Source organism: Saccharopolyspora sp. ASAGF58 (genome assembly GCF_012277335.1).
GTDB classification, from domain to species: domain Bacteria; phylum Actinomycetota; class Actinomycetes; order Mycobacteriales; family Pseudonocardiaceae; genus Saccharopolyspora; species Saccharopolyspora hattusasensis.
Genome location: NZ_CP040605.1, coordinates 187,730 through 211,748, shown reverse-complemented (window position 1 = coordinate 211,748; position 24,019 = coordinate 187,730). Strand labels below are relative to the sequence as shown.

Here is a 24,019-nt window from a genome sequence, read left to right as displayed (position 1 = left end):
TCCACTCGCAAGCACGTCGCGCGCAGCAAGGTGTTGCCGGACAACGACGAACCGCGTCTCGGGAAGCGGCTGGACCTGGTGATGGCCGCCTTGACGCACTGCCGGGAGCGCACCGCCGCGGAGTACCGGGCGCTGCTCGCGCGGGCGGGACCGCGTGTCGAGGGCCACATCGCGACCGGCTCGGCCTCCAGCATGGTGGTCGCCGTGCTCGGCTTATGGTGCGTCCGGTTGGTGGGAAGCGCGGATCGCCCGATTGACATGCCGCTGCTGCTCTGTTGCGATTGATTCGTGATGTTCCCGGTGTTCACGAAGCGGCGGCACGTGGATTTCCGCCGCGTGTCGGCCCAAGCGTGTCGTCCCTAGCGCTCCGCCAGCCCGGTTTCCGCCGCAGCGCGGAGATCCGGATCAGCAACAGTCCGCAGTGGACTGGAAGTCTCGGACCCAGGGAGCACATGTGTCCAGCGTTCTCGTAATCTCCGGCAGCCCGTCGCGCACTTCGAAGACCGAACGGATCGGCGAGCACGTCGCCCAGCGACTCGCGGCCTCCGGACGCACCGCCGACCACCTGCGCGTCCGCACCTTGCCCGCGGATGCGCTGCTCGGCGCCGACACCCGCGCCCCGGCGATCGCCGACGCCATCGGCAAGGTCATCAAGGCCGACGGCATTGTGCTGGCCACCCCCACGTACAAGGCGGCGTATTCCGGACTGCTCAAGGCCTTCCTGGACCTGCTGCCGCAGTTCGGCTTCGCCGGCAAGGCGGTGCTGCCGCTGGCCACCGGCGGCACCATCGCCCACGTCCTGGCCATCGACTACGCGCTGCGCCCGGTCGTGCACTCGCTGGGTGCCCGCCACACGGTGCAGAGTTTCTTCCTGCTGGACAAGCACATTTCGGTGGTGGACGACCAGCTCAGCGTCCACCCGGACAGCGCGGATCCGCTGGCGGACGTGATCGAGCAGTTCAGCAAGGCCCTCGACGGCGTCCCGCATTCCACGGTGCTAGGCCGCACGGCTTAGTCCAGCGAGACGAAGGGCTGCACGATCCGCTCGTAGGCAAGCGTTGATCTCGGGGTGTCGCCCGGGGTTTTTGGCTGGGTGTCGCCCGTGAGTGGTTTTGGGGGCTATCGCGCCTGAAACCGCTCACGGCACCTGGCCTGGGGAAACGTCGGGCTGGGGCGGTGTGACCAGGCGCCCGGTGCTACAGGGGGCCGGTGCTACAGGGGGCCGGTGCTACAGGGGGCCGTCGATCCAGTTTTGGAGCAACGGGGCAGTTATTGCTATCAGGTTTTCCTTCGGTTCAGCGCTGATCGCTTTGGTGCGCAGGACCAGGCGGGTCGCTCCCAGGCCCATCAGGTGGCTGCAGACCAGTTCCGCCCGGAGGCGGGCCTTCGGGCCCGTCAGGCGCTTCGTCAGGCGGGTGACCAGTTGGCGTTCGAAGTTCGCTCGGAACTGGGCTCCCGCCGGTCGCGACGACGTGAACACCGCACGCATCAGCGGGTCTCCCTGGGTTCGGTCGTGGTAGTCCAGCAGCGTTCGGACCAGGTGTTCGCCGAGGTTGGGCAGTTCGCAGTCCAGCAGGCGCTCCGCGTCCTGCTCGAAGCCCGATGCCTCGGCGAACAGGCTTTCCTTGCTGCCGAAGTACTTCATCACCAGGGCCGCGCTGACCTCCGCATCCGCCGCGATGTCGCGCAGCGTCACGTCGGCGTACCCGCACGACGAGAAACGGCGGCGCGCCGCCTTGAGGATGGCTTCGCGGGTGGCGCACGCGTCGCGCCGGTCCTCGCCGACCGTTGTGGCCGGAGCCGTGCTGGGCATGTCGTTCAGGTTAGCGCGACGTCCCGAGCGTGGTCGCCACCTTGGCGGTAACAGGCGCGTACCGGCGGGTCCTCGGGGTCGCCGCGGCGATCAGCGCGGCCAGCAGCGCCGCCGTGCCCGCCACCAGGAACACCCATGAATAGGCGAACACCGACGGGTAGTTCACGCCGGCGATCTGCACCACCGATCCGGTCGTCAGCGCGACCACGATGGCGCTGCAGCTGGACGTGCCGATGGACCGGGCCAGGCTGTTCAGGCTGTTCGCGGCGGCGGTTTCGGTCTGCGGCACCGCCTGCATGATCAGCGTCGGCAGGGCGCCGTAGGACAGCGCGCCGCCGATCGCGCCCACGGTCAGGTTGAACACCACCAGCGGCAGCGGGGAGTGCAGGAACGATCCTGCCAGGTTGCCCAGCATCAGCACCGTGCCGCCCAGGATCAGCGTGGTCCGAGGCCCGCGCCGCCGCGAGATCCGCGCCGAGACGGGGGAGAACGCGCCCATGGCGGCGCCGATGGGCAGCAGCACCAGGCCCGTCACCACCAGCGACATGCCGAAGCCGTAGCCGGTGTCCTCCGGGGCCTGCATGATCTGCGAGCCCACCAGGAACCCGGCGAACATCGCGATGCCGACCAGCACCGAGGCGATGTTGGTCAGCAGCACCGCCGGCCGCGCCGACACCCGGAGGTCCACCAGCGGCGCGCTGACGCGCAGCTCGTAGAGCCCCCACACCAGGAACAACGCCGTCGCCCCGACGAGCAGGCCGAGGATGACCCCGCTGGTCCAGCCCCATTCGTTGCCCTTGGAGATCGCCAGCAGCAGGCAGGTCAGGGCCGCCGACAGCCCCACCGCGCCGATGAAGTCGAACCGGCCGCCGGTGCGCAGGGGCGATTCCGGCACCACCCGCAGGATCAGCACGATCTCGAGGAGCGCGAACACCGCCGCACCGACGAACAGCCAGTGCCAGTTCAGGTTCTCCGCCACCACCCCGGTCACCGGCAGGCCGACCGCGCCACCGATGCCCAGGGTCGCGCTCATCAGGGCCACGCCTGAACCGACCCGGTCCTCGGGTAACTCGTCGCGCATGATGCTGATGCCCAGCGGCACCACGCCGACCGCCGCGCCCTGCAGCACCCGGCCGACCAGCACGGCGGCGAAGTCGTCGCTGACGGCGCCGATCGCGCTGCCCACCGCCATCGTGGCCAGCGATATCAGCAGCATCCGGCGCTTGCCGTACATGTCGCCGAGCCGCCCGAGGACGGGTGCGCACACCGCGCCGGCCACCAGCGGCGCGGTGACCAGCCAGCCCGCGTTGGACCGGGACGTGTCGAGGAGCCTGGGGAATTCCGGGAGCAGCGGTATGACCAGGGTCTGCATCAACGACACCGCGATCCCGCACGAGGCGAGCACCCCGATGACCAGCCTCGAACGTCGTGACGCGGCGGCGGGAACGGGCGTGGCGCAGCTCATCGGGCTCCTCTCGAGTTGGCGTGAACTTGCGTTCACCAAGCAAGTAAACACGCGTTCACCTGGTGTCGCAAGATGCTGCTGGTGTCGATTCAGTGTGATTTGGGAAGATTCGCCCACAGTCCCGTCCATTGTGGATATACCTGAGTGGGGATTGCGGGAACCGCGATGAGGTGCGGTCTGGTAGGCGGCCGTCCTGGTGTGCATCATGCGGCTGTCCGGCCGCAATGCCGCCCCGGCGATGGGAAGGAGCGCGCATGCGCACCGCGTTGACCGAGGACAGCGGGAAACCGGGATGCCGCCGAATGGATCACCGACCGGTTGGTACGACAACGACGTCGCGCCTAATGATCCAATAGGCGCAAGCTATTCCGGAGGTGTCCGGTCGGGTGATTGCAGACCGGCGGCGACTTTAGTGAACTGGGAGGCCCATGGCCCCAGGAGGTAGTCGTGAGCAAGCTGCGTTTCGGCGTTTTCCTGGCTCCCTTCCACACCGCAGGCCAGAACCCGACCCTGGCACTGCACCGAGATCTCGAACTCGTCCGGCACCTCGACGCGCTCGGCTACGACGAGGCGTGGATCGGCGAACACCACTCGGCGGGCAGCGAACTCATCGCCTCGCCGGAGATCTTCATCGCCGCGGCGGCCGAGCGCACCCGCCACATCAAGCTCGGCACCGGCGTGATCTCGCTGGCGTACCACAACCCGCTGTGGGTGGCCGACCGGATGGTGCTGCTCGACCACCTCACCCGCGGCCGGGTCATGCTCGGCGTCGGGCCGGGCTCGCTACCCACGGATTCGGCGATGATCGGGCTGAACCCGACCGAGACCCGCGAACTGCTCGACGCGAACATCGACATCGTGCTGCGCCTGCTGCGGGGCGAGTCGGTCACGGCGCAGACCCGCACGCACAACCTGGTCGACGCGCGCCTGCAGTTGCGCCCCTACTCGGATCCGCTGTTCGACGTCGCGGTCGCCGCGGTGGCGTCCCCGACCGGTCCGCGGCTGGCCGGTCGCCACGGCGTCGGGTTGCTGTCGATCGGCGCGACCCTCACGGCCGAGGGCTTCGACGCGCTGGGCTACCACTGGAGGATCATGACCGAGCGCGCCGAGGCCTTCGATACCAGCGTGGATCGCAGCGCGTGGCGGCTGGTCGGCCCGATGCACGTCGCGGAGACGCGGGAGCAGGCGTACCGGGACGTCGAGCACGGGATCGTGGACTGGTTCGAGTACTTCCAGAAGATCGCGGCGTTTCCGCAGCTGCACGTAGCAGGTGGCAACCTCGAGGAGATGATCGCGTTCATCCGCGATTCGGGCGTCGGCGTGATCGGCACCCCGGAGGATGCGGAAGAGCAGGTGCAGCGGCTCGTCGACCAGTCCGGCGGCTTCGGCGCGATGCTGATGATGGCGCACGACTGGGCCGACCCGGCGGCGACGAAGCGCTCCTACGAGCTGATCGCCCAGCACGTGATGCCGGCCTTCCAGGGCCAACGACAATCCACTTTGGACGCCAAGGCGAGGGCCGGCGCCACCCGCGAAGGCCACGCCCAGGCCCAGCACGACGCGGTCGCGCACATGACGAAGAAGTACGAATCCGAGCGCTCGTGACCAAGGCCGGGTGGCGATTTCGCGCGAAATCGCCATCTCCTCCTCACACGACCCGGCGATTTCGCGCGAAATCGCCGCTCCAAGCCAACCCGATCTGCCACCGGCCACGAGGTCGTCGACGTGCAGCGGGGCACGCTCGGGCTCTGGAGGCCGAGCGTGGGTTCGCCCAGAGCACTGTTCTGGAGCAGGCGGTGAAGCTGGGCGAGGAGGTGGGCGAGGAGGTGGGCGAGGAGGTGGGTGAGCTGTTCTAAGCGATCCGGAAGCAAGCCGACCTTCCGGTCGATCACCGGTCGATCACCGGTCGATCACCGGGACGGTGGCCGAAGAACTCGTCGACATCGCGATCTACGTCCTGGCGATCGCGAACCGCCAGGGCATCGATCTCGAAGGAGCGCTCCGGGAGAAGGAAGCGCGAAACGAGGAGCGGACCTGGAGGACGGCGGGGGAGCAGGGCGAAAAGGACGTGCGCGACCTGCCGCACGTGTGATGGGATCCGATGTCGTGGAACCGATGGCGAATCCCGGCTCCGGCGAGGGTGACCTGCTGATCAGGATGGAGCAGAACCTGGCCGAACACGCTTGCCACCTGCACCGGCAGATACCGGGTGCGGCCGTGGCGGAGGCCGACGATCTCCTGGTTGCCGACAGCGGGCTTGACGACGACACCTTCAACATCGTCGCTGCGGTCCGCTTCACGACCGGCACCGCGCAGGCGCGGATCAACGAAGCAGTCCGGGAGCTGGCCACCACTGGACGTCCCTTCTCCTGGTGGGTGGGCCCCGCTTCCACGCCGCCGGACCTGAGCGCCCGCTTGTCGGCCGCCGGTCTGCCCGCCGCGGAGCGGGAGACGGCGATGTGGGCAGAGCTGGACGATTCCCTGCCGCGGCCCCGGGTGGACCGGCTGGAGATCCGCCCGGTGACAACGCCCGAGCAGCTCGCCGACTATGCCGCGGTCCTCGCCGCCAATTGGGATCCGCCCGCCGGCACCGTCCGCAGCTTCTTCGCCCGGGCCGCTGCCCAGGCACTGGCCACCGATTGCCCGGCGCGCTACCTGGTCGGCTACGTGGCGGACCGTCCGGCCTGCTCGGCCGAGGTCTTCTGCCACGCGGGAGTCGCCGGGATCTACAACATCTGCACGCTGGCCGCCCACCGCCGACGCGGCTACGGCGGTGCCATCACCCTCGCCGCGCTCCACGCGGCGCGCAGCCGTGACCACCGCGTCGCGGTCCTGCAGGCATCCGCGGACGGCGAACCCGTCTACCGCCGCTTGGGATTCCGCTCCTGCGGGCGGTTCACCGAACACGCCATCGCCCCCTGAAGCCTCGGCGTGTCTCCAATACCTCCGGGGAACTCCGGCAGCGGTCTAAGAGGATAGTCGCGGGCCCGGTAGCCGACGGAGCCGGATTCACGACAGGTCGACGGTCACGTCGTGCTCCGCCAAGGCAGCTACCACGTCCTCCGGATGCGGGTGAGCTCGGGGAAGGTCACGCCGACCGGCGCCGCGCCGCCATCCTCGGCGAGCACGCGCCGCAGCCCGAGCAGGCCGCGGCAACGGGTGCCGTCGCGCGACTTGTCGGCCAAACGGCTTGCGAAGACCGTCGACCGTGTTGCCATAGCGTTCCTGCCACGCCGGTTCTGTTGGCATACTCGAGAAGACTGCTCAGGGAGGCGCTGTGGAACTCGGGATGACCAACGTCAGGCTGTCCGAGGGGATCATCCTGGTCGAGGTGGCCGGTGAGCTCGACGTCTACACCGCGCCCAGCCTGCGGGAGCGGTTCGTCGATGCGCTGGGCGGCGACGAGGTCCGGCTGGTTGTGGACCTGAACGGGCTGGACTTCCTGGACAGCACCGGGCTCGGCGTGCTGGTCGGCGGGTTGAAGCGGGCGCGCGCTCGCGGCGGTGAATTGATCGTGGTGTGCAGTACCGAGCGGTTGCTCAAGATCTTCCGGATCACGGGACTGACCAGGGTCTTCCGGATCGTGCCCGACGTGGCCTCGGCCCGGGCCCTGCTCGTGGACCGCGCGGCGTTGGCCGCGCAGCCGGACCCGGATGCCGAAACCATCGGCTGGCACTGGGTTCCCGGTCGGATCTACCTCAGCGACGAGCGGGATCACCAGGCCGTGGCGGACGCGGCGGAACGAGTGGTCGAGGCCTTCGGCCTGGAGTTCGCCCACGCCTTCCCGCCCGTGGTCGGGTCGTGGTTCGGCGAGTTCCTGATCCGGTTGAAGAATTCGGGGCAGCTGCCGACGAAGGAGGAGCAGTTCGTCAAGCTCAGCCGGGCCCTGGACCTGCGCCTGCTGGACCGCCAGCAGGCCGAGGTCGATGCCGCGCAGGGAGCCGCGGTGGCGGGGCTGATCCAGTCGCTGTCGAACACCCCGCGCGCCATCGTGCAGATCGGATCGGTGCTCCTGGTCAAGGTGGACGAGGTGGTCGTGGTGCGCAACCTGACCCAGTTGGAACTGGCGCACTGGGAGCGCAACCCGGCACTGTTCCGCGACCCCGCCGCCGCGCTGCAGGAACTCCAGCAAGCGACGTCCAACGGAGCGGGGCTCGAGCCGGCGGCGGACGCAGGCGAACACGAGACGGCTTCGAGCTCGCGAAGGTCCGCCGACTAGGGTTTTGCCGCAGCCATGGGCGATGTGGCTGTTCGCGCACCTAATTAGCCGGGCCGCTGCGTTCACGTCATTTCCGCGGTTTGCGTTGGCAAGCGGCCAGGGCGGTTGACGTGAGTTCCACGGCCGATTCGCCGAACTTCCCCCGATTCCGGATTCCGGCCCTGATCGCGGGGATGAGCTGGTGGCAGCAGCGGTGCAGCGCGGCTTCCAGGCTCGCGTGCACCGGTCCTCGCTGGTGCGTCCGTTGTAGACGGACGAGTGTTCAAATCGGTAGTCCTTTCGGCTGCGGATAGACGTCGCGAGACCGGGCACAGGGGATCAGTCTCGACGTGCCGCAGCCGGAACCGGCTCGCTCGCTTCGGTTCCGGGCATCGGTCCGGTCGTGCTGGTGCTGCGGAAGCGGCGCAGCCGTAGGCTGTTGCCGACCACGAACACCGAGCTGAACGCCATCGCGGCACCGGCGATCATCGGGTTGAGCAGCCCAGCCGCCGCAAGCGGCAGGGCCGCCACGTTGTAGGCGAAGGCCCAGAACAGGTTGCCCTTGATGGTGCCGAGTGTCCGGCGGGACAGCCGGATCGCGTCCACCGCCGCGCGCAGGTCGCCGCGGACCAGGGTCAGGTCGCCGGCCTCGATGGCCACGTCGGTGCCGGTGCCCATGGCCAGGCCGAGGTCGGCCTGGGCCAGGGCGGCGGCGTCGTTGACGCCATCACCGACCATCGCCACCACGCGACCTTCGGACTGCAGCCGCTTGACGGCGTCGACCTTGTCCTGCGGCAGGACCTCGGCGATGACCTCGTCGATACCGGTCTCGGCCGCCACCGCGCGCGCCACCGTGTCGTTGTCGCCGGTGAGCAGGACCGGCTTCAAGCCGAGCTTGCGCAGTCCGGCGATGGCCGCTGCGGATGTCGGCTTGACGGTGTCGGCGACCGCCAATACGGCGCGGGCGGCACCGTCCCATGCCACCGCGACGGCGGTCCGGCCCTGCTTCTCAACCTTGGTCTGCGCCGCGACCAGTTCGGCGGGAAGCGGCCGGCTCCACTGCGCGAGCAGCGCCGGGCGTCCGACGAGCACGGCGCGGCCGTCGATGACGGCCTGCACGCCGAGTCCTTCGACGTTGCTGAACTCCTCGACGGCCGGAAGCTCGCCCACTCGCTCGGCTGCCCCTCGCGCGATCGCTTTGGCGATCGGGTGTTCCGACGCGTGTTCGGCCGCACCTGCCAGGCGCAGCACCGCTTCCTCGTCGATCCCGTCCGCGGCGTGCACGGCGACCAGCGACATCTGTCCACTGGTGACGGTGCCGGTCTTGTCCAGCACCACGGTGTCGATGCGCCGGGTCGACTCCAGCACCTCCGGACCCTTGATCAGGATGCCCAGCTGCGCGCCGCGCCCGGTGCCGACCAGCAGCGCGGTCGGCGTGGCCAGGCCCAGCGCGCACGGGCAGGCGATGATCAGCACCGCGACGGCGGCGGTGAACGCGGCGGCGGCACCGGCACCGGTGGCGAGCCAGGAGATCAGCGTCCCGAGCGCCAGCAGGATCACGATGGGGACGAACACCGCGGAGATCCGGTCGGCCAGCCGCTGCACGGCGGCCTTGCCGTTCTGGGCGTCCTCGACGAGCTTGGCCATCTGGGCCAGCTGGGTGTCCGCGCCGATCCGCGTGGCGCGGACGACCAGCCGCCCGCCCGCGTTGACGGTGGCGCCGACTACGGCGTCACCTGCGGCGACCTCGACCGGCACGGATTCGCCGGTGAGCATGCTCGCGTCGACGGCGGAGCTGCCCTCCTCGATGATCCCGTCGGTCGCGATCTTCTCCCCGGGGCGGACCACGAACCGGTCGCCGACGGCGAGTCGATCGGTGGGGATGCGGACCTCGACGCCGTCGCGTAGCACCGCGACGTCCTTGGCGCCGAGCTCCAGCAGCGCGCGCAGCGCGGCACCCGCCCGGCGCTTGGAGCGCACCTCGAAATAGCGCCCGGCGAGGATGAACGTCGTGACCCCGGCCGCTACTTCGAGGTAGATGTTCCCGTCGCCGCCCATGCGCTGGATGGTGAGTTCGAACCCGTGCGTCATGCCGGGGGTGCCGGCGGTGCCGAACAGCAGCGCGTAGAGCGACCACGCGTAGGCCGCCAGCGTGCCCAAGGAGATCAGGGTGTCCATGGTGGCCGCGCCGTGGCGCAGGTTCGTCCAGGCGGCACGGTGGAACGGCCACGCGCCCCACGCCACGACCGGCGTGGCGATAACGAGCGAGATCCACTGCCAGTTGGTGAACTGCAGCGCCGGGATCATCGCCAACGCGATCACCGGAGCCGACAGCACGGCCGAGTGGAGCAGCCGGTTCCGCAAGGACTTCGTCGGGTCTTCGGCTTCGGCCGCCGGTTCGAGGGGCAGTTCGGCCGTGTAGCCGGCCGCCTCGACCTGTTCGACCAGCTGCTGCAGATCGAGCGTTTCCGGGAAGGCGACCTTGGCCTTCTCGGTGGCGTAGTTGACCGTGGCCGTGACGCCTTCGAGCTTGCCGAGCCGCCGCTCGACGCGCCTGGCGCACGACGCGCACGTCATGCCGCCGATGGCCAGTTCGATCTCTGCGGTGGGGCTCGTCCCAGTGCTCATCGGGGTTCTCCTGCGTGGCCGTCGTCGGCGGGGCCCCGCGGCCCGTCCGCCGGCTGCTGCGCGTCGACTGCGATTTCCGCGGCGCGGACCTGGTGCGTCTCCATGGCGCCGGATGGCATCTCGAGGTCGAAGGCGATGCTAGGCCCGGCGTGTGCGCCCATCGTTGGTGGGGAGGCGCCGAGGTCCGGTCTCCGCTGGGTGTGAAGGCGGCGAACACGGCGGTCCTCGGGTTGGGTGGCGCTCGTTACCTGGCGGCCAGTTCGTAACCGGCTTCCTCGACGGCCGCGCGCACGTCGGCGTCGTTCACCGGCTCGGAGCTGCGCACGGTCACGGCACCGGTGGGCAGGCTCACCGACACGCCCGAGACCTTGTTGATCTTGCTGACCTCCTCGGTCACCGACCGCGCGCAGTGGTCGCAGGTCATGCCGGTCACGGTGTAGCTGGCCTCGATCACGTCGACCTCCCTTCCGCTGACTCGTCGTCGGTCCGGCGGCCGACACCTCATTTATACCCTAGGGGGGTAATGTAGTCAAAGTGGAGCGGAACCTCAGCTGCCACTCCCGTTTCTCCAGTGCCCACAACCGATCAGCCGGGAACCGCGCTGCCATCCGGGCGACTCGCGGACCGGCGGCAGCGGGTCGACACTGCTTACCTGACGCGAGTCAGCGCGGCCGAAGCGGCGCTTCGGGTGACGGATGGTGCCACGTCTCGGGGCGACGGTGGACGTCCGGGAAGTTGACGGGTGCGACATGGAATGCGGTTGTCAGCACGCAGGAATCAGCCTGTCGAAGGCCACGCGGGACCTCCCCGGGGCCGAGCTGCGCGGGGACGCCGACGTCCTGGACGTCACCGACGACAGCAGGTGTGTGCGCCAGGGCGCGCTGTTCTGCGCCGTGCCCGGAACGCAGCGGGACGGGCACGCATTCGTGGACGATGCGGTGGCGGCGGGGGCCAGCGCGCTGCTGGTGAAACGGTTCGTCGACGCGCCGGTGCCCCAAGTGCGGGTGCCCGCCGTGCGGCCGGCGGTGGGACCGGTGGCCGCCGCGGTGCACGGGTATCCCGCAGATGCGCTGGCCGTCGCCGCCGTGACCGGAACGGACGGCAAGACCACCACGGTGCACCTGATCGAGGCTGCGCTCGCCGCCGCCGGCTACCGCACCGGCCTGGTCTCCACGGTCGAGGCCAGGATGCCCGGGGCGCGCAGCCCGGCGGCATTGACCACGCCCGGCGCCGCGGAGCTCCAGCGGACGTTGTGCCGCATGCGTGCGGAAGGAGTCCAGGCGGCGGGGATGGAGGTATCCTCGCACGCCGTTGACCAGCACCGCACCGACGCCGTGACGGCCGACGTCGCCGTGTTCACCAACCTCAGCCCGGAGCACCTCGATTACCACGGCACCGTCGAGCAGTACTACGCGACCAAAGCGGCCCTGTTCACCCCGGACTGCTGCCGCCGGGCGGTGATCAACATCGACGATTCGTGGGGGAAGCGGCTGGCTGCCCAGGCGAAGGTGCCGACCGTGACCGTGGGGCGAGCCGGGCAGGCGGACGTGCGTGTCGCCTCGACCTCTGATGAGCTGCGGGTCGTCGTCCAGGACGGCGTCGACCGGGTGGAGCTGGCCACGCCCGCCGTGGGCCAGGCCGCGAACCTGGCCGCCGCCTATGCGGCCGCCCGGCTGATGGGGGTGTCGCGGCGGGACGCAGTGGTCGGGCTGGGCGCGGCCCCGCCACCCGGCCGCTACCAGCGGGTGGACGCCGACCAGCCGTTCCAGGTGGTGGTCGACTTCGCGCACACGCCGCGCGCCCTGACCCAGCTGATCGCCACCGCGCGCCGGGCGAGCCGGGGCCGGGTGCACCTGGTGGTGGGCAGCGCGGGAAACCGGGACCGGTTCAACCGCCCCGACATGGGACGCGTCGCGCTGACCGCCGACAGCGCGATCTTCACCGCCGATGATCCCCACGACGAGGTGCCCGAGGAGATCATCGCCCAGATGCTCACCGGGACGATCGGCCGTGCCGGGGCGGCGATCGTGGTGGAGCGCGACCGGTGGAAGGCGATCACCGCTGCGATCGAGCGCGCCGAGCCCGGTGACGTGGTGCTCATCGCCGGGCGAGGCCACGAGCGGTACCAAACCGTCGAGGGGATCCAGCACCCCTTCAGTGACGTCGCCGTGGCCGAAGCCGCGCTGGCCGACAAGGGCTGGTCACGCCGCCCCGCAGCATCCCGGCCGAACTCGGCCGCGCCAACGGGCGTGCCGCGAATGAGATCTGCGCACCCTGGCTGGCGGCGCTCAGGGGAGTCCCGGGGCGAATGTCGCTGAGCGGCAGGTCGGCATCCTTGCTTCCCGGGTCTTGTGGATCTCGTTGTCCACAATGGACGATCGCTTTTCTCGCTTCTGGCACGGAAGTGATTGGTGTCATGGAAGTCGTGCAGGTCGCGTTCCCAGGATGAAGAAGTCCGCGCTGACGGGGTGGGCGTATTCGGGTAGGAGCTGGTCGTGGCGAGTACCGCTCTGGAATCCGCCTGCGGCGAACAGCGCCCGCGTGCGATCCAGGGTCAGGCCCGCCCAGTGCGGCGTCGCGTTGCCGATCTGCGCGTAGTCGTGCAGGAGTTGCCAGAGGAACTGGTGGTCGCCGCCCGGCCGCAGCGATGCGGCGAGCCGGCGGCCGTCGTGCCGCCAGGTGTGCCAGAGCCCGTCCGCGAGCAGCAGGCCGCCGCCGGGGGTGATGACCTCGCGCCAGGTCCGCAGCGCGGCGACCGGATCGGGCAGCGTCCACAGGACGTATCGCGCGGTCACGAGGTCGAACTCGGTGTCCAGCCTCGCGACGTCGTGAGCGCCGCAGGCAATGGTCCGCACCTCGACGCCCCGGCGGTCTGCTTCGGCGCGGGCGTAGTCGAGCATCGCGCCGGACGGGTCGATCGCGGTCACGTGGTGCCCGAGTTCGGCCAGCAGCGTCGAGAGGAACCCGGTCCCGGTGCCGACGTCGAGGACCTTCAGTGGCTCGTCGCGCCGCGCGAACAGCTCGCCGAGGATCTTCTCGTAGGCCGCGCGCCACGCATCGCGTTTGTCCTGCGTGTAGTCCCGGTAGAAGCGGTCGTACCCCGCCGCCCGTCGATTCCAGTTGGCTCGGACCGCATCGAGTGCTGCTCGACGGTTGTTGCTCACCGGGACCTTCCCTTCTCATGTCGGCGCTACCGCCAGAGTCTAGTTGCAACTGCTTTGCAACAGTCGTGGGCCGGGTTGGTGCTAGTCGTCGCGGCGCAACCTCCCACGCGGAATTCGGGCAGCCCAAGGTTGGTGGTCTATTCCGGATGGTCGTGGCCGGCACCTGGACGTCGTTGGGTGCGGCGATTTCGCGCGAAATCGCCATCGTGCACGCGTCGGGTGTGGCGATTTCGCGCGAAATCGCCATCGTGCACGCGTCAGGTGCGGCGATTTCGCGCGAAATCGGCGGAAGTCTTGTCCCCGGGGCCGTTCACCGGGCCAGGCGGCCGAGGAGTGCCGAGGCGATGCTGATCATGGTGCCGGCGGCGACGACCAGGACGGCGAAGTCCAGCGCCAGGTGGGCGGGCGTGCCGATCAGGAGGCCGCGCAACGCGTCCACCTCGTAGCCGAGCGGGTTCGCATAGTTGGCCACCTTTAGCCATTCCGGCATCAGATCGACCGGGTACAGCGCATTGGAGGCGAAGAACAGCGGCATCGTGATCGCCTGCCCGATTCCCATCAGCCGATCCCTGGACAGCACCAGTCCCGCGATGGTGATGGACAGGCAGCAGAAGAACGCCGAGCCGAGGACCACCACCACGGCCATCGCGAGCAGGTTCACCGGGTTGGCGGTGAGGCCGACGCCGAGCAGCGCGGCCAGCATCAGCACCACCAGCGCCTGCACCAGCGCGCGCACCCCGGCGGCGAACGCCTTGCCGGTGACCAGGGCGACCCGCGGCGTGGGCGTGACCAGCAGCTTCGCCAGCACGCCGGCATCCCGTTCCCAGATGATCTGGATGCCGTAGAAGATCGCGATGAACAGCGCCGACTGCGCGAGGATCCCCGGCGCCAGGTAGTCCAGGTACGGGATGTTCCCGGTGGGGATCGCCCGCAGCCTGGTGAACACCTCGCCGAAGATCAGCAGCCACAGCGCGGGCTGGATGGCCCTGGTGAGCAGCTCGGTCCGGTCGTGCCGCAACTTCTGCAGCTCTACCAGGCACATCGCCGCCACCCGCGCCAACAGCAGGCCCGGCAGGCTGCGCCGCACCGGTTCAACCGAGGCGGCTGGAAGTACGTCGAGCCGCGCGGACATCTCGCATCCCTTCCCCCGTTCCGGCGCCGAAGGCGTCGGTGCTGATCGTCCGGAAGACGTCGTCGAGCGTGGCGTCCGGCCCCACGGCGGCCTTGAGCTCCGCCGGAGTGCCGCGCGCGCGAATCCGCCCGCGGTGCATGAGGGCGATCCGCTCGCAGTGCTGGTCCGCCTCGTCCATGTAGTGCGTCGTCACCAGCACGGTCATGCCGGTCTCGGCGCGGATCTCGCGGATCCGGTCCCACACGCTCTCCCGCCCGATGGGGTCGAGGCCGATCGTCGGCTCGTCCAGCACCAGCAGCTTCGGCCCGCTGACGAGCGCCTGGGCGAGTTCCAGGCGGCGCACCATGCCGCCCGAGTAGGTGTTGGCCAGTCGCTCGGCGGCATCGGCGAGCCCGACCGCGCCCAGCGCGGCACGCACCACCGATCGCCGTTGCGCTCGGGGGACGTCGAAGAGCCGGGCGAACAGCGCGACGTTCTCCCGCCCGGTCAGCGACCCGTCGGCCGAAAGCTGCTGCGGCACATAGCCGATCAGTCGTCGCGCCGCCAGCTTGTGGCGCGCCACATCGACGCCGAAGACCTCGACCGTTCCCGCCCTGGTGGGCAGGAGCGTGGTGATCGCCCGGATCGTGGTGGTCTTGCCCGCGCCGTTGGGTCCCAGCAACCCGAACACCTCGCCGGGCCGCACGTCCAGATCAACCCCGTCGACCGCGATCTGGTCGCCGAACGCGTGCCGCAGACCCTTGCATCGCACGGCCATCCGCTCGGTCATCGGCGCCACCTCCTTCCAGGGCCTCGACCAGCGCGTGCAAACCGCGCAGCGCACCGGCAACGGCCTTCTGGTCTGCTGTGGACAGTTCGGCGAGCGCATCGCCGACGAGGCCGGTTCTCGCCTGCCGCCAGGCCGCGAGCCGGTGCGCGGCGGTGTCGGTCAGGTGCAGCCGGATCGCGCGGCGGTCGTCGGGATCGGTGTCGCGGCGCAGCAGGCCGACGCGGGCAAGCTGGTTGACCAACGTGCTGACGGAGTTCGCCGCCATCCGCAGTTGCAGGGCGGCGGCGGTCACGCTGATGCCCTGCTGCTGTTCGACGACCCGCAGCAGTTCGACCTGGGCACCCCGCAGGTCTGGCGTCGGCAGCTCGGCGCGAAGACTACGGCGCACTGTCCGCCGCAGCGCCGCGATCACGGTCATCAGCTCGTCGGCGACGACCCGCGCGTCCACATCGCCCACACGACAACGTTACCTCGCATTGAGAGGTATTCGCGCAAATGCGCGTTATCGCGTTGCGGATAGGCCAGGATGAAACAGGCGCAACTCAAGTTGCAGGCGCCCGGTGGGGCCAGCGGTGTTCGGCGTGGTGATGGACGCGCCGTTGGCCTTGAGGGTCGCTTCGAGATCGTCGATGCTCTCGCCGCGTCAGGGCCCGTGAGTGTTTTTGGGTGCTATGGCACCCAAAAACACTCACGGGCCGTCAGCCTCCGGCGAGTACCTGGTTTACCTGTACCACCTCTCTACCGGGTGTCTCGCGGGTGCGGGCGTGGTGTCAGGGCCTCCGCGAGGGGCCTCGTCTCCTCGTTGGCGGCGCGCACCGCGTCGGCCACGATCTCGTGGTCCGGCGAGAGGATGCAGACCGGGTCGGTGCGGGCCGCGTCCCCGGTGAGCAGGAACGCTTGGCAGCGGCAGCCGCCGAAGTCGATCTCGCGGCGCGGGCAGCTCCGGCACGGCTCGGGCATCCAGTCGGTGCCGCGGAAGCGCTGGAACACCGGCGATTCCGCCCAGATCCAGGCGAGCGACTTCTCGCGCACGCTCGCGCGCGGCAGCGGCAGGGTGTGCGCGGCGGGGCAGGGCAGGACGTCGCCGTTGGGCGTCACGGTGAGCTGTCGCCGTCCCCAACCGTCCATGCAGGGCTTGGGGTACTGGGAGTAGTAGTCGGGCAGGATGTAGATGATCGTCGTCTTCCCCTCCAGGCGCTTGTTCGCGGCGCGTACGACGGCCGCCGCCCGATCGATCTGTTTCCTGCTGGGCAGGAGCGCGGAGCGGTTGTGCAAGGCCCAGCCGTAGTACTGGGTGTTCGCCAACTCGATGCGGTCGGCGTGCAGTCGCTCGGCCAGGGCGATGATGTCGGAGATGCGGTCGATGTTCATCCGGTGCAGGACGATGTTCAACGTCAGCGGCCAGCCCAGCTCCTTCACCAGCCGTGCCGCCGCGACCTTGCGCTCGAAGGAGGGCGTGCCCGCGATGCTGTCGGACACGGTCGCCTCGTGGGACTGGATGCTGATCTGCACGTGGTCGAGACCGGCCGCTCGCAGCTGTTCCGCGCGGCGCGGTGAGAGGCCGATCGCGCTCGTGATGAGGTTCGTGTACAGGCCCAACTCGTTGGCGCTGCGTGCGATCTCCACCACGTCCCGGCGCTGCAGCGGCTCGCCGCCCGACATGTGGAGCTGCACGACACCCAGCTCGCGGGCCTCGGTCAGCACCTGCTGCCACTGCGCCGTGGTCAGTTCTTCCCCGTAGTCGGCCAGGTTGAGCGGGTTGGAGCAGTACGGGCAGTGCAGCGGGCATGCATACGTGAGCTCGGCCAGCAAACCGAAGGGGCTAGTCATCGTCGACCTCCACGTACCGCTTGGCGGCGAGGCGGCTGAGGAAGCCCAGCACCTCGTCGCATGCCAGGTGGTCGGACTGGCCACGCAGCTCGGCCACGATCTCGGCGACCGTCCGCCGCCCGTCGCACAGGCCCAGTACGGCCGCGCCGGTCGGGTTCAGTACCGACACCGACTCCGGTGCCAACAGCATGTGCCGCTCGCGCACCTGGTCGAAGACCAGGCGCACGTACGACGCCATCCTGGGGCGGCTCGCCGATTCCACTGCCGTGCTCATAGCGTTCCCGCATCGCCGGAGTCGGGAAAAGCTTGGTCGATGGCATCGAGGATGCTCCAGAGCACTTCGCACTTGAATGACAGCGCCGCCACGGCGCGCGCCTGCTCGTCGGCCGAGCGGCAGTGCTCGGTCACCACCTGCAGGGCGTGTTCGGCGTCGCGGGGCGCTTGGGCGAGGCGGGACCGGAAGTAGCCGAGGCCGTCGCGGTCGATCCAGGGGTAGCGGCGTTCGAACGCGGCGAGCCGGTCGGCCATCAGGTCCGGCGCGAAGAGCTCGGTCAGCGAGGACGCCACCGCCTCGACCCACGGCCGCGTGCGGGCGAAGTTCACGTACGCGTCGACGGCGAACCGTACCCCGGGGACGAGATGGCGCTCGTCGAGCACCTCCTCCCGGGCCAGCCCCACCGCCTCGGCCAGGCGCAGCCAGGCGCCGATGCCGCCTTCGTCGCCAGCCGTGCCGTCGTGGTCGAGGACTCGCAGGACCCATCGCCGGCGCACTCCGCGATCCGGGCAGTTGGCGAGGATGGCGGCATCCTTGCGGGGGATGTTCGCCTGGTAGTAGAAGCGGTTGGCCACCCATCCCCGGATCTGCCGACGGCTCAGCCGCCCCTCGTTCATCTTGACGTGGAACGGGTGCTGGTCGTGGTAGCGCCGCGACTGGGCGCGCAGCTGCGCGGTGAAGCTGCCGGTGTCGGTAAGCGTCGTCACGCCACTCGCACCTCCAATCCGTCCGCGGCCACTTCCATGCCGCGCTGCTCGAGGGCACGCCGCTCGGGTGCGTCGTCCAGCAGGATCGGGTTGGTGTTGTTGATGTGGATGTAGATCTTGCGCTCGATGGGCAGCGGTGACAGCTGTTCGAGGCTGCCCCCAGGGTCCCCGATCGGCAGGTGTCCCATGTCGCGCGCCGTCTTCCGGGCCAGGCCGAGCCGGATCAGCTCGTCGTCGTGCCAGCAGGTCCCGTCGACGAGCAGGCAGCCGCAGTCATCCAGCTCCGCGAGCACTTCGGCGGTGAGCTCCTGCACCCCCGGCAGGTACACGACCGCCCGGCCGCTGGACTCGTCGGTCAGCCGGTAGCCCACGACCCGTCCCTGCTCGCGGCCTGCCCCGAAGCGGGGCGGTTTGCTGGTGGGGACGTCGAAGGCCCGGTAGGAAAGCCCGCCATCCAGGCGCACGTCGGCGCCCGGAACGACCGGTCGCCAGGTGACCTGGCAGTAGGCTTCAAGCGTTCGCAGCACTGCTGTCCCATCGCACAACGTCTCCTGCACCGCGGGCGTGGCGTGCAGCTCGATGGCTTTCGCCTCCCGCAACAGCAACATGCCGAGCGTGTGGTCGATCTCGGCATCGGTGAGCAGCACCGCGCGCAGTGGTGTCGCCCGCTCGCCGCTCGGCTGCAGGGCGGCGAAGGCCTCGATCTGGGTCCGGACATCGGGAGATGCGTTGAACAGGAACCACTTCCGGTAGTCGCCGCTCACCGCGATCGCCGACTGGGTACGCGGCCGGCAGGGCCGGGAACCGTCGCGGACGGCGCGGCAGTTCGGGCAGGCGCAGTTCCACTGCGGAAAGCCGCCGCCCGCTGCCGATCCGAGCACCCGCACCCACATTCCGCTCCTCCGCCCGTGCATTCGGCACCAGTGCCGAGCGGGGTCGTGATTCTTTTGGGTTGCTATCACAGCCCAAAAGAATCACGACCCGGGCGCCGGACTCGACCCCGGCGCCCGTGCCTCAGCCGCTGGTCCTCCGGCCGCTAGTCCTCCCATCGCGCGACGTACATGTACATCGTCACTTCGGATGTGCACTGGAGCTCCTCGAACTCCGGTGGCTCCCAGTCGACTTCGGCGAACTCGGGCGACTCCCATTCAAGAGTTGGCCGAGTTGCAACGGATTCCATGACTGCACCTCCTCCCTGCGGATGTCCGGCCCGCATCCGGGACTATTCCTGCGGAAGCGCGAAGGCGAAGAGGGCGTCCCCGTGGGGAGCCCCGAGCATCCCGGGAAGGAATCCTTCGACCCATGCACCCCACCCGACGGGCACGGCCAGGTACTGCCTGCCGTCGATGCTGTAGGCCGTGGGGCTGCTGTGGTGGCCGCAGCCCGTCTGGAACTGCCACAGCAGCTCGCCGGTGCGCGCGTCGAACGCGTTGAACTCCCCGGTAGGTTCACCCGCGAACACCAGGTCCCCGCCGGTGGCCAGCACCGAACCGCACATCGGCACGTCGTTGCGCCAGCGCCACACCTCGTTGCCGTTGGACGGATCGAAGGCCGACACCGACCCCGCCATGTCGTCGGAGTCCACGGTGACGCTCGCACCCCAGTAGGGGATGCTCTCCTTGAACTCCCGGCGGCGACGCGTGACCGACGCGCCGACGTCCTGGACCGGGACGTAGCACAGCTGCGTCCGCGGGCTGTACGCCGCGTGTGTCCATTCCTTCCCGCCGGCGGGCCCCGGCCAGAAATGGACCTCTTCCCCTTCCTTCTCGGGATAGATCTTGGGCGTCACCTTGCCGTTCGGGTCGATCTCGCCCCACGTGATGCGGTCGACGAAGGGCGACACCCGGACCAGTTCGCCGTTCGTGCGGTCGAGGACGAAGAAGTACCCGTTCTTGTCGAAGTGCGCCAGCAGCTTGCGTCCGTCCAGCTCGAAGAGGATGTGCTCCATCGTGCTGTCGTAGTCCCACAGGTCGTGCGGGTTGTACTGGTAGTGCCAGCGGATCTCGCCGTTGTCCGGGTCCACGGCGATGACGCTGTCGGTGTACAGGTTGTCGCCCTCGCGGAGGCCCCCGTCGAAGTCGGGTGCCGGGTTGCCGGTTCCCCAGTACATGAGGTTCAGCTCCGGGTCGAAGGTGCCCGTGACCCAGCAGTTGCCGCCGCCCCGTGTCCAGGCCGGACCATCCGGCCAGGTTTCGGAGCCTCGCTCGCCGGGCTTCGGCACGGTGTAGCACCGCCAGATGTGCCGCCCGGTGTCCAGCTCGAAGGCGTCGAGGTGGCCGCGCACGCCGAATTCCCCGCCGGAGCTCCCGACGACGACCATGTCCTTGACGACCAGCGGCGCGACCGTGGCGCTCTCGCCCGCCCGCACGTCGCCGTACGTCACGTCCCAGACGAGCTCGCCGTTGGTGGCGTCGAGCGCGATCACGTGGGCGTTGAGCGTGACGACGAAGACCTTCCCCTTCGCCACCGCGACCCCGCGGTTCACGTTGCCGCAGCACAGCGACGTGTCGTAGGGGATGGCGTGCTTGTACCGCCACATCACCTGCCCGGTCCGGCCGTCGATGGCCCACACGAAGCCGTCCCACCCGGAGACGAACATGATGCCGTCCACGACGATCGGGGCGGCCTCGAACGAGTAGGTCGATGGGCCCGCGTGGAGACCGGCCGACCCGGACTGGAACACCCATGCGGGAGCGAGGTGCTTGACGTTCTCAGTGTTGATCTGGTCCAGCGGGCTGTACCGCTGCCCGTCGTAGGCGCCGTAGTAGGTGAGCCAGTTCTGCGGTTCCGAGCGGGCCTGCAGAATGCGTTCGTACGTGACGTCCTGGACCACCGGCGGCGCAATGCCAGCCAGGCCGCTCAGCGATGCCTGGCCGACGGCCCGCCCTGCATCCACGTATTCCGTCATCACCCGCTCCTTCCTATGGTCGTGGCTGGTCCGGGCGGTCGAGGCGGGCCTGCTGCGGGGCGTCGCCGAGCACGACGATCGCCCCGATCAGGCCGCGGCCCTCGTCGTTGCCGATGGGCGAGCTGTACCAGTAGTAGCCCGGGCCGTCGAGGTTCAGTGCGGCGGTTCCCCGGGAGTGGATCGGCAGCCAGATGAACTGGCTGTCACCGTTGCTCGGAAAGAGCGCGCAGTGCGTGTTCTGGTCGTCGTTGAAGATCTCGAGTTCCAGGTCGCCCCCGTGCGGCAGGACGAGGATCGCGGGATCCCAGACCAGCTCGTCCGGCGGAATCCGGATCTGGGCGTGCATCCGGCCGTCCGCGCCCTCCTCGGCGTAACCGAGGTTGCCGTGGGCTATCAACCGGCCGAGCGTCGCCTTGTTCTGCTTGTCCAATCCGAGCTTGCTCACGAGCGCCGACAGATCTTCCGCGGTTGCCATCGGCCTCATCTCCTAATCCCGAATGCTCCACCGTGCGGTGCGCCCGCCGGTGGACGACGGGTTCGTGCTTGATTCCCAAGCGATTGGTTCCGGGTGGCGGTCGATCGGGACTACCGCCCGGAAACGGTTTGTGAGGAACGAGAATCATCCCGCTCCCGGTCGCCGCGCCGTCCCCGATCCGGCTTCCGGCGTTGAGCGCGCCGACGAGCTTCAGCGCAGAATCGGTTTCCGGCCAGCCGCCGGCTGACTGCTCGCGGTCGGATCAGCCGAGAACTCCCCAACGGCAACCGCGGAGCGAGCGGGCCGGGTATCGCAGGGAGGCCGCCGACACCGGTTGCGCCCGGCGCAACCCGCACGGCCAACCCCGTCTGGACCACCCGACACCTCCCGCCGCGTGTGTCCTACCGCAGGTGAAGGGTAACTCCGCTGCCGCGCTTGCGTAAGTCGCCGAAGCCGGTGTGCACGCTGGCGCACGGGCCGGATTGCCCGCTCCCGCAACATCATTCGCTCGCGGCTCGGGGCGGATCCGGTTGCTGGAGCCCGATCGGCGCGGGGCCCGGCACCGCGGCTTCCTCCTGGCGTGCTGGGGGGACGGTCCGGGGCGGGACGGGTTCCGGTGGTTCGGCGTAGACGTACTTGCCGCCGCGCAGCCAGGATGCGATGGCGGCCACCAGGCAGGAGGCCACCGCGAAACCGAAGGCGATGGCCAGCCCCTGGGAGAACGGCGGGGAGATCAGCGCGGGGAAGAAGCTCCGGCCGGTGAGGTACGCGGCGTGGTCGGCGGGCAGCTGCTGGAGCGCGCTCGGGCCGAGCAGGGACTGGATCGGGTTGTACCCGAGCAGCGCGGCCACCAGTCCGGCCGCGAATGCTCGGTGGTGCCGGTGTCGCGCAGCTTCCAGTACGCCCAGCAGGTGCCGAACAATCCGACCGGGACCGACGCCAGGAAGACCAGGTGCCACTGCACCGGTGCCAGCAGCCCGCCGAGGATCAGGCCGATGAACGACCCCGCGAGGCCCGCCACCTGGTTCAGGCCCAACGCCAATCCGCGTTGCTGGACGGGGAAGACGTCGGTGAGGATAGCGCTGGAGTTCGCCATCAGCATCGCGCCGCCGACCCCTTGCAGCACGCGCATTCCGATCAGCCACAGCGCGCCGGCCGTGCCTTGCATCCACGTCACCGACAGCAGCACGGAGAACACCGTGAACACGGCGAAACCGGCGTTGTACATGCGGACTCGGCCGATCATGTCGCCCAGCCGCCCGAAGGTGACCACCAGCACCGCGGTGACCTTACTGTTGGTTGCGTCGTGCAACAAGTGGGCGGCGGGGATCAGCCGTGCGGATAGGGCACCAGGTCGCCAAGTGCTTCGTCCGCGGCCGCGAGTTTCGTCAGACGCCACAAGGCCTTGGCGGCCCCGTCGACATCTCGTGGATCGAGCTGCCCCAGCAGGCGGGAGAGGGTTTCGCGCCGGGACGTCAGCACGCGGTGTACCAGCTCGCCGCCCGCCGCGGTGAGGCCGAGCGTGACCACGCTGCGGTTGCCCGGCTCGCGAGTCCGGGAGAGCAGACCGACGAGCTCCAAGCGGTCGCCGAGACGCGTCACCGATGAGGCGTTCAATCCCAGGGCGGCCGCGGCCCGCGAAGACGGAAGCGGTCCTCTGTCCGCGAGCGCCGCGAGGAGCCGGAACTGCGGAAGGGTCACGGTTTCGCCCGCCAGGCTCCTGGTCGCGAGCCCCACCAACATGCGCGTCGCCGCTTCGAACGCGTCGATGGCGTCCGCGTGGCGCTTCCTGGGCGCGGCATCCCGGGAGGGCGAAGACTTCATGAGAACAAGACTTGCATGCCGCAAATCTGCATGTCAAGCTGGGTTTAGCACCGAAAGGTATTTGGGAGGTGCATCATGACGAGCCAGCAGATTCCCATCGCGGGACACCCCGATCTGACGGAGCTCCGGTCCCGCTACGAGCACATCGCCGAGACCCCCATCGCGCAGGCCGCGTACGGCTTGATGGTTTTGGCCGGGCTGTACGTCGCCCTGTCGCCGTGGATCGTCGGCTTCGCGGGCATGAGCCCGCTCGCGGTCAACAACCTGATCATCGGTCTCACCGTCGCCGGGCTGGCGGTCGGCTACGCCTCGGCCTTCGGCCGGCTGCACGGCGTCGCGTGGCTGGTCCCCGCCCTCGGGGTGTGGACGATCATCGCGGAATGGGTCATGAGCGGTGCGGTCGCGACGATGCCGGTCGTGATCAGCAACGTGGTCAGCGGCGCCATCGTGGTGCTGCTGGGGATCGCGGCCGCGGGCCTGGTCCTGCAGCATCGCTGAAGTCCGGCGAAGCGGTGCTCCCGGTGACCGCCGGCATCCGAATGCCGGTGGTCACCACCGTGATCGCCACGTCCCGCGCGCAGTCCTGAACACCGCGCCCGACGACGCGGACCCGGGTTCCGTCACCCGGGGTGGGCGCAATTTCGCGCGAAATTGCGCCCACCCCGGGTGACGGGGTGCGCGTGCTGTCGCGAGAGCCCGCGCCCCGGGTCCCAACTCGCCGGCGAGGCGGTACAGGACGAAGCGGTGCACCCCGGCCGGCCTCCGCCTTCCTCGCCGCCGGCTACCGCCACGCGATCGCGCCCCAGTGGCCGATCCGGGGGCGACATCGCCC

The 24,019-nt window shown here is 69.5% G+C and carries 26 protein-coding genes and 1 pseudogene; 8 read left to right on the top strand and 19 right to left on the bottom strand.

Going from position 1 to position 24,019, the window contains the following annotated elements; genetic code table 11:
- Positions 1–33: 33 nt before the first annotated feature.
- Both FDZ84_RS00685 and ssuE read left to right on the top strand, forming a co-directional pair.
- Complete coding sequence (locus FDZ84_RS00685) at positions 34–285, top strand: hypothetical protein (protein ID WP_168584252.1); 252 nt, start codon at positions 34–36, stop codon at positions 283–285.
- 169 nt (positions 286–454) lie between these two features.
- Complete coding sequence (ssuE, locus tag FDZ84_RS00680) at positions 455–1,015, top strand: NADPH-dependent FMN reductase (protein ID WP_168584251.1); 561 nt, start codon at positions 455–457, stop codon at positions 1,013–1,015.
- A gap of 213 nt (positions 1,016–1,228) precedes the next feature.
- On the opposite strand, the gene FDZ84_RS00675 is transcribed toward ssuE, so the two are convergent.
- Positions 1,229–1,813 carry a TetR/AcrR family transcriptional regulator gene (locus tag FDZ84_RS00675; protein ID WP_168584250.1) on the bottom strand — a complete coding sequence of 195 codons (585 nt, stop codon included), beginning with the start codon at positions 1,811–1,813 and terminating at the stop codon, positions 1,229–1,231.
- 10 nt (positions 1,814–1,823) lie between these two features.
- Positions 1,824–3,278: an MFS transporter gene (locus FDZ84_RS00670; RefSeq protein WP_168584249.1), complete on the bottom strand. Its 1,455-nt coding sequence runs from the start codon at positions 3,276–3,278 to the stop codon at positions 1,824–1,826.
- 447 nt (positions 3,279–3,725) lie between these two features.
- Here FDZ84_RS00670 and FDZ84_RS00665 point away from each other — a divergent pair, with 447 nt between their 5' ends.
- The 3 genes from FDZ84_RS00665 (at position 3,726) to FDZ84_RS00655 (ending at position 6,200) form a co-directional block, all read left to right on the top strand.
- Positions 3,726–4,883, top strand: a complete 1,158-nt coding sequence (locus FDZ84_RS00665) for an LLM class flavin-dependent oxidoreductase (RefSeq protein ID WP_168584248.1) — start codon at positions 3,726–3,728, stop codon at positions 4,881–4,883.
- A gap of 316 nt (positions 4,884–5,199) precedes the next feature.
- A complete protein-coding gene (locus FDZ84_RS37570; RefSeq protein WP_210435380.1) occupies positions 5,200–5,370 on the top strand; it encodes a hypothetical protein in 171 nt (56 codons plus the stop codon).
- Between the two features lie 23 nt (positions 5,371–5,393).
- Complete coding sequence (locus FDZ84_RS00655) at positions 5,394–6,200, top strand: GNAT family N-acetyltransferase (RefSeq protein ID WP_210435379.1); 807 nt, start codon at positions 5,394–5,396, stop codon at positions 6,198–6,200.
- A gap of 128 nt (positions 6,201–6,328) precedes the next feature.
- On the opposite strand, the gene FDZ84_RS00650 is transcribed toward FDZ84_RS00655, so the two are convergent.
- Positions 6,329–6,496 (bottom strand): hypothetical protein, encoded by a 168-nt coding sequence (locus FDZ84_RS00650; protein ID WP_168584247.1) that lies wholly within the window; start codon positions 6,494–6,496, stop codon positions 6,329–6,331.
- 71 nt (positions 6,497–6,567) lie between these two features.
- Here FDZ84_RS00650 and FDZ84_RS39880 point away from each other — a divergent pair, with 71 nt between their 5' ends.
- Positions 6,568–7,497, top strand: a complete 930-nt coding sequence (locus FDZ84_RS39880; protein WP_168584246.1) for an STAS domain-containing protein — start codon at positions 6,568–6,570, stop codon at positions 7,495–7,497.
- Positions 7,498–7,815: 318 nt separating this feature from the next.
- On the opposite strand, the gene FDZ84_RS00640 is transcribed toward FDZ84_RS39880, so the two are convergent.
- The gene (locus FDZ84_RS00640) at positions 7,816–10,104 is read right to left on the bottom strand and encodes a cation-translocating P-type ATPase (protein WP_168584245.1); all 2,289 of its coding nucleotides are present in this window, start codon (positions 10,102–10,104) and stop codon (positions 7,816–7,818) included.
- Positions 10,105–10,348: 244 nt separating this feature from the next.
- Positions 10,349–10,558: a heavy-metal-associated domain-containing protein gene (locus tag FDZ84_RS00635; RefSeq protein WP_168584244.1), complete on the bottom strand. Its 210-nt coding sequence runs from the start codon at positions 10,556–10,558 to the stop codon at positions 10,349–10,351.
- A 241-nt stretch (positions 10,559–10,799) separates the two neighbouring features.
- Between FDZ84_RS00635 and FDZ84_RS00630 the strand changes: the two genes are divergently transcribed.
- Positions 10,800–12,422 carry a UDP-N-acetylmuramoyl-L-alanyl-D-glutamate--2,6-diaminopimelate ligase gene (locus FDZ84_RS00630; protein WP_168584243.1) on the top strand — a complete coding sequence of 541 codons (1,623 nt, stop codon included), beginning with the start codon at positions 10,800–10,802 and terminating at the stop codon, positions 12,420–12,422.
- A gap of 96 nt (positions 12,423–12,518) precedes the next feature.
- On the opposite strand, the gene FDZ84_RS00625 is transcribed toward FDZ84_RS00630, so the two are convergent.
- The 14 genes and pseudogenes from FDZ84_RS00625 to FDZ84_RS00560 form a co-directional block, all read right to left on the bottom strand.
- A complete protein-coding gene (locus FDZ84_RS00625) occupies positions 12,519–13,268 on the bottom strand; it encodes a bifunctional 2-polyprenyl-6-hydroxyphenol methylase/3-demethylubiquinol 3-O-methyltransferase UbiG (RefSeq protein ID WP_168584242.1) in 750 nt (249 codons plus the stop codon).
- Positions 13,269–13,578: 310 nt separating this feature from the next.
- The gene (locus FDZ84_RS00620) at positions 13,579–14,400 is read right to left on the bottom strand and encodes an ABC transporter permease (RefSeq protein ID WP_168584241.1); all 822 of its coding nucleotides are present in this window, start codon (positions 14,398–14,400) and stop codon (positions 13,579–13,581) included.
- Positions 14,360–15,169, bottom strand: coding sequence for an ABC transporter ATP-binding protein (locus FDZ84_RS00615; RefSeq protein WP_168584240.1), 810 nt, complete (start codon positions 15,167–15,169; stop codon positions 14,360–14,362). The genes FDZ84_RS00620 and FDZ84_RS00615 overlap by 41 nt, the downstream gene beginning before the upstream one ends.
- The gene (locus tag FDZ84_RS00610) at positions 15,093–15,626 is read right to left on the bottom strand and encodes a MarR family winged helix-turn-helix transcriptional regulator (protein ID WP_168584239.1); all 534 of its coding nucleotides are present in this window, start codon (positions 15,624–15,626) and stop codon (positions 15,093–15,095) included. Before FDZ84_RS00610 ends, FDZ84_RS00615 begins: the two co-directional genes overlap by 77 nt.
- 281 nt (positions 15,627–15,907) lie before the next feature.
- Positions 15,908–16,999, bottom strand: coding sequence for a pyrroloquinoline quinone biosynthesis protein PqqE (gene pqqE, locus FDZ84_RS00605; RefSeq protein WP_168584238.1), 1,092 nt, complete (start codon positions 16,997–16,999; stop codon positions 15,908–15,910).
- The gene (pqqD, locus tag FDZ84_RS00600) at positions 16,992–17,273 is read right to left on the bottom strand and encodes a pyrroloquinoline quinone biosynthesis peptide chaperone PqqD (RefSeq protein ID WP_168584237.1); all 282 of its coding nucleotides are present in this window, start codon (positions 17,271–17,273) and stop codon (positions 16,992–16,994) included. Before pqqD ends, pqqE begins: the two co-directional genes overlap by 8 nt.
- Complete coding sequence (gene pqqC, locus FDZ84_RS00595) at positions 17,270–17,980, bottom strand: pyrroloquinoline-quinone synthase PqqC (RefSeq protein ID WP_168584236.1); 711 nt, start codon at positions 17,978–17,980, stop codon at positions 17,270–17,272. Before pqqC ends, pqqD begins: the two co-directional genes overlap by 4 nt.
- On the bottom strand, positions 17,977–18,873 hold the full coding sequence (pqqB, locus tag FDZ84_RS00590) for a pyrroloquinoline quinone biosynthesis protein PqqB (RefSeq protein ID WP_168584235.1): 897 nt from the start codon (positions 18,871–18,873) through the stop codon (positions 17,977–17,979). The genes pqqC and pqqB overlap by 4 nt, the downstream gene beginning before the upstream one ends.
- A 143-nt stretch (positions 18,874–19,016) precedes the next feature.
- Complete coding sequence (gene pqqA / locus FDZ84_RS00585) at positions 19,017–19,160, bottom strand: pyrroloquinoline quinone precursor peptide PqqA (protein ID WP_168584234.1); 144 nt, start codon at positions 19,158–19,160, stop codon at positions 19,017–19,019.
- Between the two features lie 42 nt (positions 19,161–19,202).
- Positions 19,203–20,888: a PQQ-dependent dehydrogenase, methanol/ethanol family gene (locus FDZ84_RS00580; protein WP_168584233.1), complete on the bottom strand. Its 1,686-nt coding sequence runs from the start codon at positions 20,886–20,888 to the stop codon at positions 19,203–19,205.
- 13 nt (positions 20,889–20,901) lie between these two features.
- Positions 20,902–21,363, bottom strand: coding sequence for an MSMEG_3727 family PQQ-associated protein (locus tag FDZ84_RS00575; protein ID WP_168584232.1), 462 nt, complete (start codon positions 21,361–21,363; stop codon positions 20,902–20,904).
- Positions 21,364–21,863: 500 nt separating this feature from the next.
- Positions 21,864–22,034, bottom strand: a complete 171-nt coding sequence (locus FDZ84_RS38440) for a hypothetical protein (RefSeq protein ID WP_168584231.1) — start codon at positions 22,032–22,034, stop codon at positions 21,864–21,866.
- Between the two features lie 176 nt (positions 22,035–22,210).
- Positions 22,211–22,651: pseudogene (locus tag FDZ84_RS00565) on the bottom strand (MFS transporter); the annotation flags it as partial.
- A gap of 41 nt (positions 22,652–22,692) precedes the next feature.
- On the bottom strand, positions 22,693–23,187 hold the full coding sequence (locus FDZ84_RS00560) for a MarR family winged helix-turn-helix transcriptional regulator (RefSeq protein ID WP_168584230.1): 495 nt from the start codon (positions 23,185–23,187) through the stop codon (positions 22,693–22,695).
- 75 nt (positions 23,188–23,262) lie between these two features.
- On the opposite strand from FDZ84_RS00560, the gene FDZ84_RS00555 reads away from it, so the two are divergent.
- The gene (locus FDZ84_RS00555) at positions 23,263–23,685 is read left to right on the top strand and encodes an SPW repeat protein (protein ID WP_168584229.1); all 423 of its coding nucleotides are present in this window, start codon (positions 23,263–23,265) and stop codon (positions 23,683–23,685) included.
- Positions 23,686–24,019 lie beyond the last annotated feature (334 nt).